The organism is Proteiniborus sp. (assembly GCF_040308045.1).
Taxonomy (GTDB): Bacteria; Bacillota; Clostridia; order Tissierellales; family Proteiniboraceae; genus Proteiniborus.
Window position 1 is genome coordinate 39,088 of record NZ_JAWRHZ010000022.1, and the last position, 15,739, is coordinate 54,826.

At 30.6% G+C, this 15,739-nt stretch carries 18 protein-coding genes and 1 other annotated feature; of the genes, 17 read left to right on the forward strand and 1 reads right to left on the reverse strand.

Translation table 11 applies throughout. The features are described from left to right. Positions 1-121: 121 nt before the first annotated feature. The 4 genes from ABV008_RS03505 to ABV008_RS03520 are packed head-to-tail and all read left to right on the forward strand — an operon-like array spanning position 122 to position 3,273. Complete coding sequence (locus tag ABV008_RS03505; RefSeq protein WP_352418430.1) at positions 122-397, forward strand: RtcB family protein; 276 nt, start codon at positions 122-124, stop codon at positions 395-397. Beyond that, a complete protein-coding gene (locus tag ABV008_RS03510; protein WP_352418431.1) occupies positions 394-1,773 on the forward strand; it encodes a CCA tRNA nucleotidyltransferase in 1,380 nt (459 codons plus the stop codon). The genes ABV008_RS03505 and ABV008_RS03510 overlap by 4 nt, the downstream gene beginning before the upstream one ends. Then, complete coding sequence (locus tag ABV008_RS03515) at positions 1,760-2,071, forward strand: DUF1294 domain-containing protein (RefSeq protein WP_352418432.1); 312 nt, start codon at positions 1,760-1,762, stop codon at positions 2,069-2,071. The genes ABV008_RS03510 and ABV008_RS03515 overlap by 14 nt, the downstream gene beginning before the upstream one ends. Positions 2,072-2,097: 26 nt before the next feature. After that, positions 2,098-3,273, forward strand: coding sequence for a class I SAM-dependent methyltransferase (locus tag ABV008_RS03520; protein ID WP_352418433.1), 1,176 nt, complete (start codon positions 2,098-2,100; stop codon positions 3,271-3,273). Between the two features lie 242 nt (positions 3,274-3,515). Here ABV008_RS03520 and ABV008_RS03525 read toward each other — a convergent pair whose 3' ends face one another. Then, positions 3,516-3,995 carry a hypothetical protein gene (locus tag ABV008_RS03525; protein WP_352418434.1) on the reverse strand — a complete coding sequence of 160 codons (480 nt, stop codon included), beginning with the start codon at positions 3,993-3,995 and terminating at the stop codon, positions 3,516-3,518. Positions 3,996-4,134: 139 nt separating this feature from the next. On the opposite strand from ABV008_RS03525, the gene ABV008_RS03530 reads away from it, so the two are divergent. The 13 genes from ABV008_RS03530 to asnA all read left to right on the forward strand — a co-directional run bounded on the left by ABV008_RS03530 (position 4,135) and on the right by asnA (position 15,696). Beyond that, positions 4,135-4,356, forward strand: coding sequence for a YdbC family protein (locus ABV008_RS03530; RefSeq protein WP_352418435.1), 222 nt, complete (start codon positions 4,135-4,137; stop codon positions 4,354-4,356). A gap of 21 nt (positions 4,357-4,377) precedes the next feature. Beyond that, positions 4,378-4,836, forward strand: coding sequence for a ribonuclease HI (gene rnhA / locus ABV008_RS03535; protein ID WP_352418436.1), 459 nt, complete (start codon positions 4,378-4,380; stop codon positions 4,834-4,836). A gap of 128 nt (positions 4,837-4,964) precedes the next feature. Further along, positions 4,965-6,779, forward strand: a complete 1,815-nt coding sequence (locus ABV008_RS03540) for a putative glycoside hydrolase (protein WP_352418437.1) — start codon at positions 4,965-4,967, stop codon at positions 6,777-6,779. A 287-nt stretch (positions 6,780-7,066) separates the two neighbouring features. Beyond that, positions 7,067-7,954 carry a DUF5685 family protein gene (locus tag ABV008_RS03545; RefSeq protein WP_352418438.1) on the forward strand — a complete coding sequence of 296 codons (888 nt, stop codon included), beginning with the start codon at positions 7,067-7,069 and terminating at the stop codon, positions 7,952-7,954. Next, complete coding sequence (locus ABV008_RS03550) at positions 7,938-8,552, forward strand: J domain-containing protein (protein ID WP_352418439.1); 615 nt, start codon at positions 7,938-7,940, stop codon at positions 8,550-8,552. Before ABV008_RS03545 ends, ABV008_RS03550 begins: the two co-directional genes overlap by 17 nt. Positions 8,553-8,570: 18 nt before the next feature. Continuing rightward, positions 8,571-9,089: a hypothetical protein gene (locus tag ABV008_RS03555; RefSeq protein WP_352418440.1), complete on the forward strand. Its 519-nt coding sequence runs from the start codon at positions 8,571-8,573 to the stop codon at positions 9,087-9,089. Between the two features lie 26 nt (positions 9,090-9,115). Next, positions 9,116-10,186, forward strand: coding sequence for a ComEC/Rec2 family competence protein (locus ABV008_RS03560; protein ID WP_352418441.1), 1,071 nt, complete (start codon positions 9,116-9,118; stop codon positions 10,184-10,186). Positions 10,187-10,197: 11 nt separating this feature from the next. After that, positions 10,198-10,410: a DUF3006 domain-containing protein gene (locus tag ABV008_RS03565; protein ID WP_502929738.1), complete on the forward strand. Its 213-nt coding sequence runs from the start codon at positions 10,198-10,200 to the stop codon at positions 10,408-10,410. A 299-nt stretch (positions 10,411-10,709) separates the two neighbouring features. Further along, positions 10,710-11,543, forward strand: a complete 834-nt coding sequence (locus tag ABV008_RS03570; protein WP_352418443.1) for an ABC transporter substrate-binding protein — start codon at positions 10,710-10,712, stop codon at positions 11,541-11,543. A gap of 86 nt (positions 11,544-11,629) precedes the next feature. Beyond that, entirely contained in the window at positions 11,630-12,241 is a 612-nt protein-coding gene (locus ABV008_RS03575; protein WP_352418555.1) for an amino acid ABC transporter permease, read from the forward strand. Beyond that, positions 12,234-12,959 (forward strand): amino acid ABC transporter ATP-binding protein, encoded by a 726-nt coding sequence (locus ABV008_RS03580; RefSeq protein WP_352418444.1) that lies wholly within the window; start codon positions 12,234-12,236, stop codon positions 12,957-12,959. The genes ABV008_RS03575 and ABV008_RS03580 overlap by 8 nt, the downstream gene beginning before the upstream one ends. Positions 12,960-13,109: 150 nt before the next feature. Then, positions 13,110-14,276 carry a CD0519/CD1768 family membrane protein gene (locus ABV008_RS03585; protein ID WP_352418445.1) on the forward strand — a complete coding sequence of 389 codons (1,167 nt, stop codon included), beginning with the start codon at positions 13,110-13,112 and terminating at the stop codon, positions 14,274-14,276. An 89-nt stretch (positions 14,277-14,365) separates the two neighbouring features. Then, positions 14,366-14,618 (forward strand) — a binding site (T-box leader). Positions 14,619-14,682: 64 nt separating this feature from the next. Beyond that, positions 14,683-15,696, forward strand: coding sequence for an aspartate--ammonia ligase (gene asnA, locus ABV008_RS03590; RefSeq protein ID WP_352418446.1), 1,014 nt, complete (start codon positions 14,683-14,685; stop codon positions 15,694-15,696). Positions 15,697-15,739 lie beyond the last annotated feature (43 nt).

Sequence of the window (15,739 nt, forward strand, 5' to 3'; positions counted from 1 at the left end):
GAGTAAACATGGGGACTTCAATATTTATTTAATAAAATTCCCATGTTTTATTATTTGACATGAAATGTAATTAGTATAAAATGAAAAATAAATAAGGATAGATTTGCTAGGGGAGATGGTTATGTTTGTTTTATATGACAAAGAAAAGCAGTTGAAATCTGTTAAGATTTGGCTAGAAAATGAAGAACAATTAGATAGGGATTGTTTGCAACAGGCATTAAATCTTTCAAACCTTCCATTTATACATAAGTGGGTAGCTTTAATGTCTGATACCCATTCAGGTTTTGGAATGCCTATTGGAGGAGTAGTTGCTTGCAAAGCAATAGTTATCCCCCAACGCAGTAGGAGTCATAATAGGTCAATTATACTGTTTAGAAAGCTGGAGGATACCATATGAAAATAACATATCCAGAAGAAGTAGAAATCATATTCAAAAAATTGAATTGCAATGGTTATTCTAGATTTATTGTTGGAGGATGTGTAAGAGATATCATATTGGGAAAAGAACCCTTTGATTGGGACATATGTACAGATGCAAGGCCTGAGGATATACAAAGAATTTTTAAAGAATTTTATACCATTCCCACAGGAATAAAGCATGGAACCATAACTGTAGTAATAAATGACAAAAATTTTGAAGTCACAACTTTTAGAACAGATAAAGACTACATTGATCATAGAAGACCTAGAGAAGTAGAGTTTACCAGTAATATTTATGAGGATTTAAAACGGAGAGATTTCACAATCAATGCCCTTGCATATAATGAATTTGACGGACTTGTTGATTGCTTTAATGGATTAAAAGATTTAAAAGAAAAGATACTAAGGACTGTTGGTAATGCTGATGAACGCTTTAACGAAGATGCACTACGGATTATAAGAGGAGTAAGATTTTCAGCACAACTTGACTTTGAAATTGATGAAGATACTGCTTTGGCCATGACTAGCAACAGGGCTCTTCTTGAAGACATCAGCAAAGAAAGAATTAGGGAAGAATTTATAAAGATACTTTTAACAGATAAGCCATCAGAGGGAATAAAAAAACTAATTAATCTTAGATTAATGGAATATATTATGCCAGAGTTATTAGATTGTGTAGGTTTTGAGCAAAAAAATCCTAACCACAATAAAGATGTTTTTAATCATATTATGGAGGTTCTAGACAATACAGAAAAGGATGTTTATCTAAGACTTGCTGCGTTACTTCACGATATAGGAAAACCTCAATGCTTTACAGTAGATGAAAATGGAAAAGGACATTTCTATGGGCATCATAAAAAAAGTGCTGAAATAGCTGAAAATATATTAACTAGACTAAAATTTGATAATAAAACAATAGGCATTGTAAAGCTATTAGTTAATGAGCATATGTCTAGATACGAATTTTTAAGGGAAAAGAGTATAAAAAAATTTATTAATAAAATTGGTATAGATAATCTAGATAGACTTTTTAGACTTCAGGTTGCAGATATAAAAGGTTCTAAGCCACCTCATGACTTTTCAAAATTAGAGCATTTTAGAGATGAATGTACAAGGATAATAAACCAAAAAGAGCCTATGTCTGTAAAGGATTTGGATATTAATGGATATGACATAATGAACTTAGGCATAAATCAGGGAAAAGAAATAGGAGATATGCTAAATTATTTGTTAGATATTGTACTAGAGAATCCTGAGTTAAACAGAAAGGAACTACTATCTGAGTTTATAAAACAGAAAAAAGAGCAAATAAACTTCAGGCAAAAGGAGAATCAGAATAATGACAGCAACTAATTTTTTAAGCAATTTTACAGATATGGAGATAGCATTTGCTGTTTACAGAATTGTTATTAGCCTTATTTCTTTTATAGTAGTAGGAATAGATAAATCAAAGGCTAAAAAGGGAGATTGGAGGGTAAGAGAAGCCACCCTAATTATATTGGCTTTTATTGGAGGAGCTATTGGAGTATTATTTGGGATGGTATTTTTCAATCATAAAACTAAAAAGCAAAAATTTTATATTGGTGTTCCAGCTATTTACATATTAAACAGAATAATGACTACAATAATAGCAGTATATATAATTAAATAATAAATGAAGCTTGAGGAGAGATTATAGTGGAAGATATATCTTTATTGCTTAGTGATATAGTATTGAACGAAAAATTTATTTATGGAGTACTAAGTAATGTAAAGAAAAAAAGTGAGGCTACCTTTAATAAGGTTAGCATAAAACCAGTACTGATAAAAGAAGAGAAGAAACTTCAATTAACTTTTGAATATGAAAAAAAGGTTATTCATGAAAATTTAGATTTTTTAGAAGGTATAGAAAAGATTAAAGGCTTATTAAACGAATACTTTAGACAGGCTATGATTTTTACAGTAGAGGCAGATTATCATATTTTAATTAGTAAAAAAGGTAAAGCTACAATTCTTAAAAAGAAGCCTACTAAAGAAAGTATTGATTTAAGCCATAATAGAAAAAAGACATATATCATCGAAGATGGAGAGCCTTGCGATTTTCTTATAAGACTTGGGGTAATGAACGAAAATGGAAAGGTTCTTTCCAAGAAGTATGATAAGTTTAGGCAAATCAACAGATTCTTAGAAATGGTTGAAGATGTTATACCTAAGATTAAGACTGATAAAATCTTAAATATTGTAGACTTTGGATGTGGGAAATCCTATTTAACCTTTGCATTATATCATTATTTAGTAGATATTCTAAAAATTGATGTAAATATTATAGGTCTAGATTTAAAGCATGATGTTATCAGTTTTTGTAATGAAGTAGCTAATGACTTAAATTATGATAGACTTAAATTTATTCATGGTGATATCAAAGATTTTACAGAGCTAGATAGGGTAGATATTGTAGTGACACTTCATGCCTGCGATACAGCTACAGATGCTGCACTGGTCAAAGCAGTAAACTGGGAAGCACAAGCAATACTTTCAGTACCATGCTGCCAGCATGAACTTTTGGATATTATACACAATCCTATTATGGTACCAATGGAGAAGCATGGCATAATAAAAGAAAAGCTATCATCCTTAGTAACAGATAGTATTAGGGCAAATATCTTAGAGATATTAGGTTATTCCACACAGCTATTAGAATTTATTGATATGGAACATACTCCAAAGAACATTCTTATAAGAGCAATCAAAATAGATAAAACTAACAAAGAAGCTGTTAAACAATATTTGGATTTTAAAAAGTTCTGGGGTATAGAAGAACTTTATATAGAAAAGGAACTTATAGATAAGCTAAATAAACATTTAGATATTTAACAATAAAAGAATTAAGGATATTTTTAACAAACCGTTGACAACAATAATATCAGCGGTTTTTTGCTTTTTAATTACTGAAATATTCTATTTTTCTTTAGATTTATTAATAACATATAAGAGATGTATTCTAACACAAAGAATTGCCATCCCATAGTATCTGAGTGATAGAGAAGAGATTTTACTATTATCCACTCCTAAGCATTTTATTTTTTTATTGGATTTTTCTTAATAATATAAATTTATTATTCTGCAAAATCGATGGATGTAACATAAATAATAGGTAAATGATGCGAATGTTCATCGTGTAGGTCCTCAATTATTCCAATTTTTCCAGTTACTTTTATCCAATCAAAGCTTTCTATGCCTTGAGGCAGATCTACATTGCTAAAATCTGCAGGTATATCAAATAGTAAAGAATCTCCGCTTTCAAAAAAATATTCAATTCCAACAGAATGACCATCTTCGAATTCAAAAAATTGTGCATCAAAAGTTTCTATTTTATCTTTATATGTATTGGGATATTTATGAATGTCAATTATCTTAAGAGCAGTTTCATCATCTACTAATTCCTCTATGTTTTCAATATACTGTTGAGAGTCTTGTGCTTCATTATTGCTCCTCTTATCAAATAGGCTCATGGTTCCAAAAGAAGTTAGCAATAAAGCAAGAATAATAGGAAAAATAATAATTGCCTTTTTATTAAATAAATTAGTCTTTTTCATATAACTTTCACACTCCTATATGTTATTAACATATTTTACTTCTTATTTATTCTAACAATATCACTTCATTCTGTCTATTATTATAGTATAATAAGACATAAATGGACAAAAATATTTTAAAGAAATAGGAGGAAAAGTTATGGGTGAAATTAAATATGAGATTATTGAGGAAATTTCTGCTTTTTCAGAATCAACAAAAGGTTGGACTAAAGAATTAAATCTAATTAGCTGGAATGAGAGGGAACCCAAATATGATATTAGAGATTGGGCACCTAATAAAGAAAAAATGGGGAAGGGAATTACTCTAACAAGAGAAGAACTAATTAAATTAAGAGATGTGCTAAATAAGATAAAATTATAATTAAAATAGGGATGGGATATTATGAATAATAAAATTATTATCTTTACAGATGGTGCTTGCTCAGGAAATCAACATGATGAAAATATCGGAGGATATGGAGCAGTACTTATTTATAAAGATAATAAAAAAGAAATTTTTGGTGGAGAAGTTAATACTACTAATAATAGAATGGAATTAAAGGCTTGTATTGAAGCACTTAAAGTTCTTAAAAGGAAAGATATACCTATAGAAATACATACTGATTCTGCATATTTATGTAACTGCTTTAATCAGAAATGGTATGAAAAATGGCAGAGAAATGGTTGGATAAATTCAAAAAAAGAGTCTGTTGAAAATAAGGATTTATGGGTTGAACTAATTAATCTAGTGGATAGCTTTAATAGCATAAAATTCATAAAGGTAAAAGGGCATAGTGGAATAGAGCTTAATGAACTTGCTGATTCATTAGCGAATAGAGGAATGACTGAAATTGGAAATTAAATTAAGATTAAGGTGTAATAGTTTTGTAACACCTTATATTTAAAAATAAAGTAGAATAGATAATATAGTTTAATTTTTTCTGCATTAGTATATTATTTTAAAAAATTTATTGGAGGTAATCATAGCACATGAGAAAATATCCATTCTTATTAACAATAACCGCACTTATTATAGCTTTAACATTACTTGTTACAGGTTGTCAAGTTTCTAACAATCCATTAGATGGCAAAGTTGTACAAGCAGATACTATTGATACTGATAACGATGAGCAAATAGAAGACAACAAAGAATTATCAGAAGAAGAAAAGAAAGCAGAGCTTGATAAGAAAATAGAAGAAAGAAAAATCTTAGAGGAACAAAGAAAACAAGAGCTTGGAGAATTTTATGTGCCTTTGCTACCTTTAGATGAAGAGAGAAAAATAGAAAAGATAGAAGCTAAGGGACTTTTCGTAACAGGTCACGTAGCAGGCATGCCTATAGACAAATCAAATGTAGAAATGTATGCACAATACGCTAAAGCTTTACATGAAAAGGATAACACGAAAATAAATGAACTAAAATCAAAGGTAGAAAAACTTAATAAATTTGAAAGAATACTTGGTATTGCAGTGGCTACTGAAATAAATTCATTAGTTATTGATGTAAAAGACGATGATGGACTAATGACTTATAAAAGTGAAATACCAATAGTTGAACAGGTTGAGGCTAATAGAAGCATTAGAATAAAAGATATTAATTCACTAATGGAGCTGCTTAAGGAATATGATATTTATCCCATTGCGAGAATAGTAACATTTAAAGATAAGAATTTAGCAAGTCATAGAACTGATCATGCGATACAACTTAAATCAGGTGGTGTATGGAGAGATAACAAAGGTGTAGCTTGGGTAAATCCATATGATAAATTTGTCTGGAATTATGACATAGCTATTGCAAGGGAAGCTATTTTAAATGGATTTAAAGAAATTCAGTTTGACTATATACGATTCCCAGATAATGCAAAAAAATATAATCCTATTACAGAATTTCCTGGGAGGGATGGAAGAGCTAAGGATGAAGCTGTTGAGGATTTCCTTGAATATGCAAAACAAGAGCTGGAGCAGTATAAGGTTAATCTTGCTGCCGATGTATTTGGAGTAATAACTAAGTCTTGGGATGACAAACCTGAAGATATTGGACAAACCTGGAGAAAAATGGCCAAAAGCATAGATTATATGTGTCCAATGATATACCCTAGTCACTATGGCCAAGGATGGTATGGATACCAAGTACCAGATCAAGAACCTTATGGAGTGCTAGCAGGAGCACTAAAAGAGGCTATCGAGAGGAATGCTTCACTTGAGAGTCCTCCAATTATCAGACCTTGGATTCAAGGATTTACTGCTCCATGGATTAAAGGGCATATTAACTATACTTCTAAAGAAATAAGAGAACAGATATTAGCTGGAAAAGAGCTTGGAATTAATGAATATATAGTTTGGAACGCAGGAAATACTTATGATCCATTAGCATATTTTCTTTCTGAAGCAGAAAAAGATGTAGTTACTCCAGATAAAAGACAAGATAAAGAAAAAGATTTAATAGGTAGAACACCTGAAAGTGTACTAAAAGACTATTTAAGCGCAGAGAAAAATAAAGTTTTTTCTAAGATGTATCTTCTTACACCAATAAAGGATAGACCTTATGACTATGAAGAATTCAAAACTGGTATAGAAGGACTCAATTTGAAATTAGTCAAATTTGAGGTAAAAGAATATAATTTAATCGATGATAATAATGCAGAAGTTAAATTATCTTATGAATACACTTCGAAGGCTGAAGAAAAAGAGTTAAAGGCAATTAGTGAAGAAGATACTTGGAAGCTAAAAAAAGAGCATGGAATATGGAAGGTTATAAGGCCTGAATTAAAGCCAGTTCAAATTGAAGAGAAAGCTTCAAACTAATTGCAATGGTACAAGGTGGACAAATCTTTTTGCATTTAGTCATATTCAAATTAAGAATAAATAATTAAATTGTCATTAAGACCCTTCCCTGGAGTCTGTGTGATACTTGTTTTTATCATCTGGGTGAAAGGAGGGGTCGATTATTTTTTCTTGTTTTAAAGTTGAATTCACTCTATGTCTTGCAGTGAAAGGATTAATCCGTTCCTCATTTTTATTATATTGATATATACTTATTTATAAATTAAAATAGATATGTACTATAAATACTTATGAAAGAGTGAATATTATTGTTTGGATACGTAATGCCATATAAAAGTGAGCTAAAAGTAAGAGAATATGATATGTTTAGGGCATATTATTGTGGGCTTTGCAAAACTCTTGGCAAAGAATTTAATCAAATAGTTAGATTTGGTTTAAATTATGATCTGACTTTTCTAGCATTGTTATTGTCTTCAATAGAAGAAGACAAAGAAGTAATAACTAAAGAAGGATGTATTGCAAATCCATTAAAAAAGAAAATGATAGTAAACACAAATAAATCACTGACCTATGCTTCAAATATCAGTATAATATTAATATACTTTAAACTACTAGATGATTGGAAAGATGAAAAATCTTTTAAATCTTTAATAGGAACTATTCCTTTCCTGTTACCGCTAAAAAAAGCAAGTAAGGCATATAATAATAAAGCACTGGCAATAAAGAAATATCTATATAAACTTTCAGCGCTTGAACAAAATAAATGCAATAAAATAGATGAAGTAGCAGATGTGTTTGCGAAACTAATGGAAGAAATATCAGTTCCAGACTATATAGAAGACCAAAAGACTATAAGAGTTCTTAGATGGATAGGATATAATCTTGGAAAATGGATATATATATTAGATGCATTTAATGATCTAGAAGTAGATATTAAAAATAAGAACTACAATCCAATACTCCTTCAATATAATTTTAATAATAATGAAGGAATCTATAATTTTAAGAAAAAAGTATCCGGACCAATAGAATTTTCTCTAACTATGTCTTTGGAATCAATAGCAAAAAGCTTTGAGTTTCTAAACATAAATAAAAATCAAGGTATTATTGATAACATAATATATATGGGAACTAGGCACAAAATGGAAGAAGTATTAAACAAAAGGGAGGACTGTAAAATTGAGAAATCCATATGAGGTTTTAGAAATAAGAGAGGGAGCCAGTGAGGAAGAAATAAAAGTTGCTTATAAGAGATTAGTTAAAAAATATCATCCAGACCAGTATGCCAACAATCCACTATCAGATTTAGCAGAAGAAAAACTTAAAGAAGTTAATGAAGCATATGATTTTTTGATGAAAAGTAACGACAATTACAATAGAGGCCAAGGAAGTAATAATTGGAATAATCAACAATATAATAATAATAGTTTAAATCTTTATGCACAAATCAGAACATATATTGAAAGAGGAAACATTAATCAAGCAGAGCAAATGCTTGAGGGCATTTCAAATAGAGGTGCTGAGTGGAACTTTTTAAAAGGAATAATTCTTTTAAGAAGAGGATGGTATGATATGGCATACCAACATATACAATTAGCAGTAAATCTTGACCCATCTAACACAGAATATAGGTCGGCACTAAGTAATTTGGCTTCAAGGGCAAATACATATAGAGATATAGGTGCAAACAGGGGTTATAGAAATGATCCATCTTTTTGTGATGTATGTCAATGCTTGATATGTAGTGATTGTCTATGCGAATGCTTAGGAGGAGACTTAATAAGCTGCTGTTAATTATAGGAGGATATTTTTATGCCAGGATACAATAGTAAATCAAGAAAAATTGCGTTGGGTGGTATAGTGACTCTTTTATCAACAGTATCACTATATTTATCTTCTATATTGCCAACAAATCGTTTATTTTTCTTTGCCTTAAGCACTTTTTTTCTTTCGGTAATTATTATTGAAGATAATATTAAGTTTGCTGGATTAGTATACTTATCATCATCTGTATTGAGTTTCATCATAATACCAAACAAGACAGTAGTAATACCATATATCCTTTTCTTTGGCTATTATGCAATTGTGAAATCATTAATTGAAAGAATAAATAAATTGTTAATTGAATTGCTCATAAAGCTTATGCTGTTCAACTTATCTACTTATGTTACATATTCTATTGTTAGTAAGGCTTTATTAGGAGAGATAATTATTAAGCTTCCAGTCTGGGCAATATTTTTATTAATGCAATTGGCTTTCTTAATATATGATTATTCTTTTAGCCTGGGTATATTCTTTTACAGAAGTAGAATTAGACCTAAAATTAGATGAAACAACTATTATTAAAGGAGGTAGCAATGAATTTGAAAAAACTTATTAGCATCATGGCAATACTTATTACAATTATTTTATTCAATACAGGTTGCTCAAGTCCAGAGATATTAGGAGGTAACCATGAATTAGATGACTCAAATGATAAAAATCTGATGGTACACTTTTTAGATGTTGGTCAGGCAGATAGCATACTTATCCAGCTACCAAATGGTTCAACAGCACTTATAGATGGAGGTAATAGAGCAGACTCTCAATTGGTAGTAGACTATATTAAGAGACTTAAAATACAGAAGATTGATTATCTTATAGCAACACATCCTCATGAAGACCATATTGGAGGACTACCAGATGTGATTAAAAGTTTTGACATATTAAATGTATATATGCCTAAAAAGTCAGCTACTACAAAGATTTTTGAAGAGCTTGTCACCGAAATAAAGCACAAAGGAATAAAAGCTACGGAAGGGAAAGGTGGCATTGATATCCTTAATGAAGATGGAATAAAGTTTAGTATTATTGCTCCAAATTCTTCTGACTACATTGAAACAAATGATTACTCAATAGTTACAAAATTACAGTATAAAGATACATCATTTATATTCACAGGTGATGCAGAAAAACCATCTGAAGACGAAATGATTAAAAAGGGATATAACTTATCAGCAAATGTATTAAAAGTAGGACATCATGGAGGAAGAACCTCTACATCAGAAGTGTTTTTAGATGAAGTAAACCCAAAATATGCTGTTATTTCAGTAGAAAAAGGCAATGATTATGGACATCCACATAAAGAAACTATAGAAAGACTAGAGAAAAAGGGAATTAATATATTAAGGACTGACGAAATGGGCACAATTGTACTAGTTTCAGATGGAACTAATACAAGCATAAAAGGAATAGATAGCACTAAAATCAGTAAAGAAGAAGATACTAAAGAAAACATGATAAAATATATTGGAAACAAAAATACTAAAGTATATCACTCAACAGATTGTAATAGTTTACCTAATAAGGAAAATCAAGTTATTTTTGAATCAACTGAAGATGCAGAAGAAGAAGGCTATAAGCCTCATAGTACCTGCATAAATAAATAGAGGTGAAAAACTTGAAAGGTATAATAGATAGAATTGAAGAGAATTTTGTAATATTAGAGTTAGAGGATGGGACAATGAAAGTTATTCCCAAAGAAATATTACCTTTAGAAGCAAAGGAAGGTTCTGTTCTTATAATTGATGAGGAGAATATAAATATTGATGAAAAGGATACAGAAGAAAAAAAGAAAAAAGCAGATAGGCTTTTAGAAGATTTATTTAAGTAGTCACTCAGATGAGTGACTTTTATTATTTTATCAATGATTTCAATGATTCTTTAAGAAATTGTCAAAAAGAATATATATACATTATGCAAAAAATATGCAGGTATAATATGAAAAGAGATTAGGTTAATAGACCAAAAGAAAACGTTATCAAAACATGTATATAACCTTTATATAATTATATTTATACTAAAAATAGTAGACTTAGGAAGATCAAAATAAAAAATAGAAAAAAATGTGTTGCAAATATATACAAAAACATGTATTATTATAAAATCGATACAAAATAAGGAGGAGTCGAAATGACAAAAAAAATTAAAAATATTATTGTTTTGACTTTAGTTTTAGCAATAATAGCAATTATATTTACAGGATGTAGTAAGGAAACAGGTAGCGTAAAAGATGAAGGGATTAAAACTAGCTTAGACAAAATTAAAGATTCAGGAAAGATTGTGCTAGGCACAAGTCCAGATTATCCACCTTATGAGTTTCATAAAGAGATAAATGGAAAAGATAACATAGTAGGCTTCGATATAGCAATAGCTGAAGAAATTGCAAAAGATTTAGGCGTGAAACTGGAAATAAAGAGCATGGAGTTTGGCGGTTTATTAGCAGACTTGAAGACTAGCAAAGTCGATTTTGTATTAGCAGGAATGACTCCTGATGCGGAAAGAGCAAAAGAAGTAGACTTTTCTAATATATATTATAATGCTGAGCATGGACTTGTTATAAACAAAAAAGATATTGACAAATATAAAGAGATAGCTGATTTGAAAGGAAAAAATATAGGTGTTCAGAAGGGTGCAATACAAGAAGATATTGCTAAAGAACAGATAGAATCCCCACAGATTAAAGCACTTGGGAAAGTATCTAATTTAATGCTTGAGTTAAGTACAGGAAAAATTGATGCAGTTGTAGTAGAGCAACCTGTAGCACAGGCGTATGTAAAGAATAATGATGCTTTACATGCCACTGACATTGTATTTAAAGACGAAGATGGTGGTTCAGCTGTAGCAGTTAGAAAAGAAAATGAAGAACTTTTAGAAGCCATTAACAAAACTATAGAGAGACTTATGAAAGAAAACAAGATAGAAGAGTTTGTAATTAACGCAAATGAAATGATGGACAATGAATAAGTAAAGGACTAAAAATCAAGTATAGCTTTAGCCTTTAACTAGGAGGTAGAAATTTGTTAGACTTTAGCTTTTTAAGCAAATATTATATGTTTTTTCTAGTAGGTGCTAAAAACACTGTTATAATAGCTGCTTTCTCAGTATTATTTGGAGTGGTGTTAGGAACACTATTAGCATTGATGAAGCAATCTAAAATTAGGATATTAAAGAGTCTTTCATCAGCTTATATTGAATTTGTTAGAGGAACTCCGCTATTAGTGCAGTTATTTATAATATATTATGGTTTACCAATAAATCTTTCCGCAATATTAGCAGGAATTGTGGCGTTATCCTTAAATAGTGGAGCATACGTAGCTGAAATAATTAGAGCTGGAATAGAGGCTGTAGACAAAGGACAAATGGAAGCAGCAAGATCACTTGGTATGAATCACATCGAATCGATGAGATATGTTATTATGCCCCAAGCATTAAAAAACATATTACCTGTATTAGGTAATGAATTTATTACTATTATAAAGGAATCTTCTATAGTTTCCGTAATTGGAATTCCTGAGATAATGTATAATGCAGAAACTGTAAGAGGGAATACTTTCAAGCCTTTTGAACCTCTTTTGGTTGCAGCAGTAATTTATTTTGTTCTGACATATTCATTATCTAAGTTAGTTAGACGCTTTGAAAGGAGGCTAAAAACAAGTGATTAAGGTTAAAAATTTATGCAAAAAATTTGGAGACTTAGAAGTCCTAAATAACATAACAACAAATATAGAAAAAGGAGAAGTCCTAGTTATTATAGGTCCTAGTGGTTCAGGGAAAAGTACTTTTTTAAGATGTCTTAATTTACTTGAAGAGCCTACATCTGGAGAAATAATTTTTGAAGGGAAATCTATTACAAGTAAAAATAATGATATTAATTTGCAGAGACAAAAGATGGGAATGGTGTTTCAGCAGTTTAACTTATTCCCTCATTTAACAGTATTAGATAACATAACTATTGCTCCAGTTAAGGTAAAAGGTGTGTCAAAAGAAGAAGCTGAAAATATTGCAATGAAACTTCTCAAAAGAATAGGATTAGAAGATAAATCTTATACTTATCCTCAAAAACTTTCTGGAGGACAAAAACAAAGAATAGCTATAGCAAGAGCTTTAGCTATGTCTCCAGATGTATTGCTATTTGATGAGCCAACTTCTGCATTAGACCCGGAAATGGTGGGAGAAGTCTTAGATGTTATGAAAAGCTTAGCTAAAGAAGGAATGACAATGGTAGTGGTAACTCATGAAATGGGTTTTGCTAAAGAAGTGGCTGACAGGGTATTCTTCATGGATAATGGCTCTATAGTCGAAGAAGGCACAGCTGAGGAAATATTTAAAACACCTAAAAATCAAAGAACAAAGGATTTTCTTGCAAAACTTTTACTATAGAGCGAGAAACACATCAAAAAGATGTTAAATAATTGTCAAAGGATTGTTAAGTAAATTTAATCTGAAATGTGATTTTAAGCTATTGCTCATTAGACGAAGAATTAGTTATAATGTAAAGTGACTGAATATAATGTCTAAGGGAGTGGTATAATGCAGAACATTATTGTTAACAAAGAAAGGAAGAGGATTCCTTACTTAGATACCCTTGCTTTCCTTGTATTATTATTAACATTCTTTGGTTATATAGGCATTAAAATGGGAATAAGCAATATGTTTTCAACTATTATGGCAACGGCTTATCAGCTCCTTGTAGACACTGTGCTGTATATAATGGCAATCGCAGTATTAGCAGGAGCCTTTGGCAAGCTAGCTACAGAATTTGGAGTAGTTAAGATATTAAATAAGGTATTTTCACCTCTTATGAGACCTTTATATAATCTTCCAGGAGTTGCTTCTCTTGGGATATTAACCACTTATCTTTCGGATAACCCTGCTATTATATCACTAGCAAGAGACGATGAATATATAAGCTATTTTGAAGAGTATGAAACCCCTTGTCTTTGCAATCTTGGAACAGCTTTTGGAATGGGACTAATTGTTACTACATTTATGATAGGATTAGGTTATTTTAAAGAAGCGATTATAGGGAACCTAGGTGCAATAATAGGAAGCATAGTAAGCGTTAGGATTATGGCATATAGGACTCGAAAAGCCATGGGGGTCAATAAGACTATTATTAATAAGAACAAAGCAAATAAAGATTTGTCAGATACATTAATAGAAAAATCTGAAGGTAGTTTTTTTGAGAGATTCCTTACCGCTTTTCTAGAAGGTGGAAAGCTTGGTGTTGATATTGGACTTAGTATAATTCCTGGAGTACTTGTAATATGCACTATAATAATGATACTTACCTTCGGCCCATTAGACCCTTCTGTAGGGTATCAAGGGAAAGCCTTTGAAGGTGTGGAATTATTACCTAGAATTGGACGATTAATTGCTCCAGTTTCAAAAATATTATTTGGTTTTGAAAGACCTGAGGCAATAGCTTTTCCAATAACTGCCCTTGGAGCAGTAGGAGCTTCACTAAGCTTGATTCCAAATTTCTTGAAAAATGGAATTATTGGACCGAATGAAATTGCAGTATTTACTGCAATGGGCATGTGTTGGAGTGGTTTTTTAAGTACACATGTTGCTATGCTTGATGCACTGGGACATAGGAAACTAATTTCAAAGGCTATAGGAAGCCATGTTGTTGGTGGAATTGTAGCTGGAATATCAGCTCATTATATAGTACTGTTATTAGAAATTTTGATTTAGTGTTATTAAGTAATGAAAATGAATTAATAAAAATATTGACAACTCAATATAATAAGCTTATAATGATTTAAAGTGTTAAATAAGATATTTTAAAGACTATGATTAGAAGAGTAGGATTAAAGTAATTGTCAAAGAGAGTCGGCGAAGGTGAGAGCCCGATACAATTCTTTATTTGAAGAACATCTATGAGTCTCTAACCGAAATCTTAACTGAGAGTAGGCTTAGACGGAGCCATACCGTTACACATTGGACAGTATCGAAATATTTCTGTACTGATAAAGTGAGCTATTATACTAGTTAAATTTGGTGGTACCGCGGAAGCATATGCCTTTCGTCCTTATTAGGATGAAAGGCATTTTTGTTTTTGATTTTAAGTAATAAATATATATGAAAGGAAGAGAAACCTATGATAAAAGGATTAAAAGTGCCTAATGGCTATAAATCAAGCTTAGATGTCATTGACACAGAAATAGCAATAAAAAAACTAAAAGATTATTTTGAAGGCGAGCTTGCTAAAGAGCTAAATTTAATTAGGGTATCTGCACCACTATTTATTAAACCACAGACAGGGCTTAATGACAACTTAAGTGGTACAGAGAAGCCAGTTTCGTTTGGAATGAAATGCGATGGAGATGCAAAATTAGAAATTGTACATTCATTAGCAAAATGGAAAAGAATGGCTCTCGATAAATATGGATTTGAACCTGGAAAAGGTTTATATACAGATATGAATGCTATTAGACCAGAAGAAGATTTAGACAATATTCATTCTTTATATGTGGACCAATGGGATTGGGAATTAGTTATTGAAAAACATGAAAGAACAGAGAATTATTTAAAAAATATAGTAGGTAGAATATATAATGTTTTCTTAAAAGTAGAAAAATATATTACAGGAATTTACCCACAATTAGAAAAGATTTTACCTGAAAATATTACATTCATTAGTACTCAAGAGCTTGAAGATATGTATCCTTATCTTACGCCTAAGGAAAGAGAGTATGCTATTGCGAAAGAAAAAAAGGCAGTTTTTCTAATGAAGATTGGCGATGTGTTGAATTCAGGAATAAAACATGATGGTAGAGCCCCGGATTATGATGACTGGCAATTAAACGGCGATATTATTTTTTGGAATCCTGTATTAGAACAAGAAATCGAATTGTCATCAATGGGTATTAGGGTTGATAGAGAAGCTTTATTAGAACAACTAAAGAAATCCAATTGTGAAGAAAGGCTGAAATTAGAATACCATCAACTGCTTTTAAATGAAAAATTACCTTATACAATAGGAGGAGGCATAGGACAATCAAGAATATGCATGTTTTTTCTTCAAAAAGCTCATATTGGTGAAGTACAGGCATCTGCATGGCCAGATGATATGATAATAAATTGTAATATTGCAAATATATTTTTATTATAAGAACACAATAAACTCATCTTTATGTACATTTTATTTTTTTCAT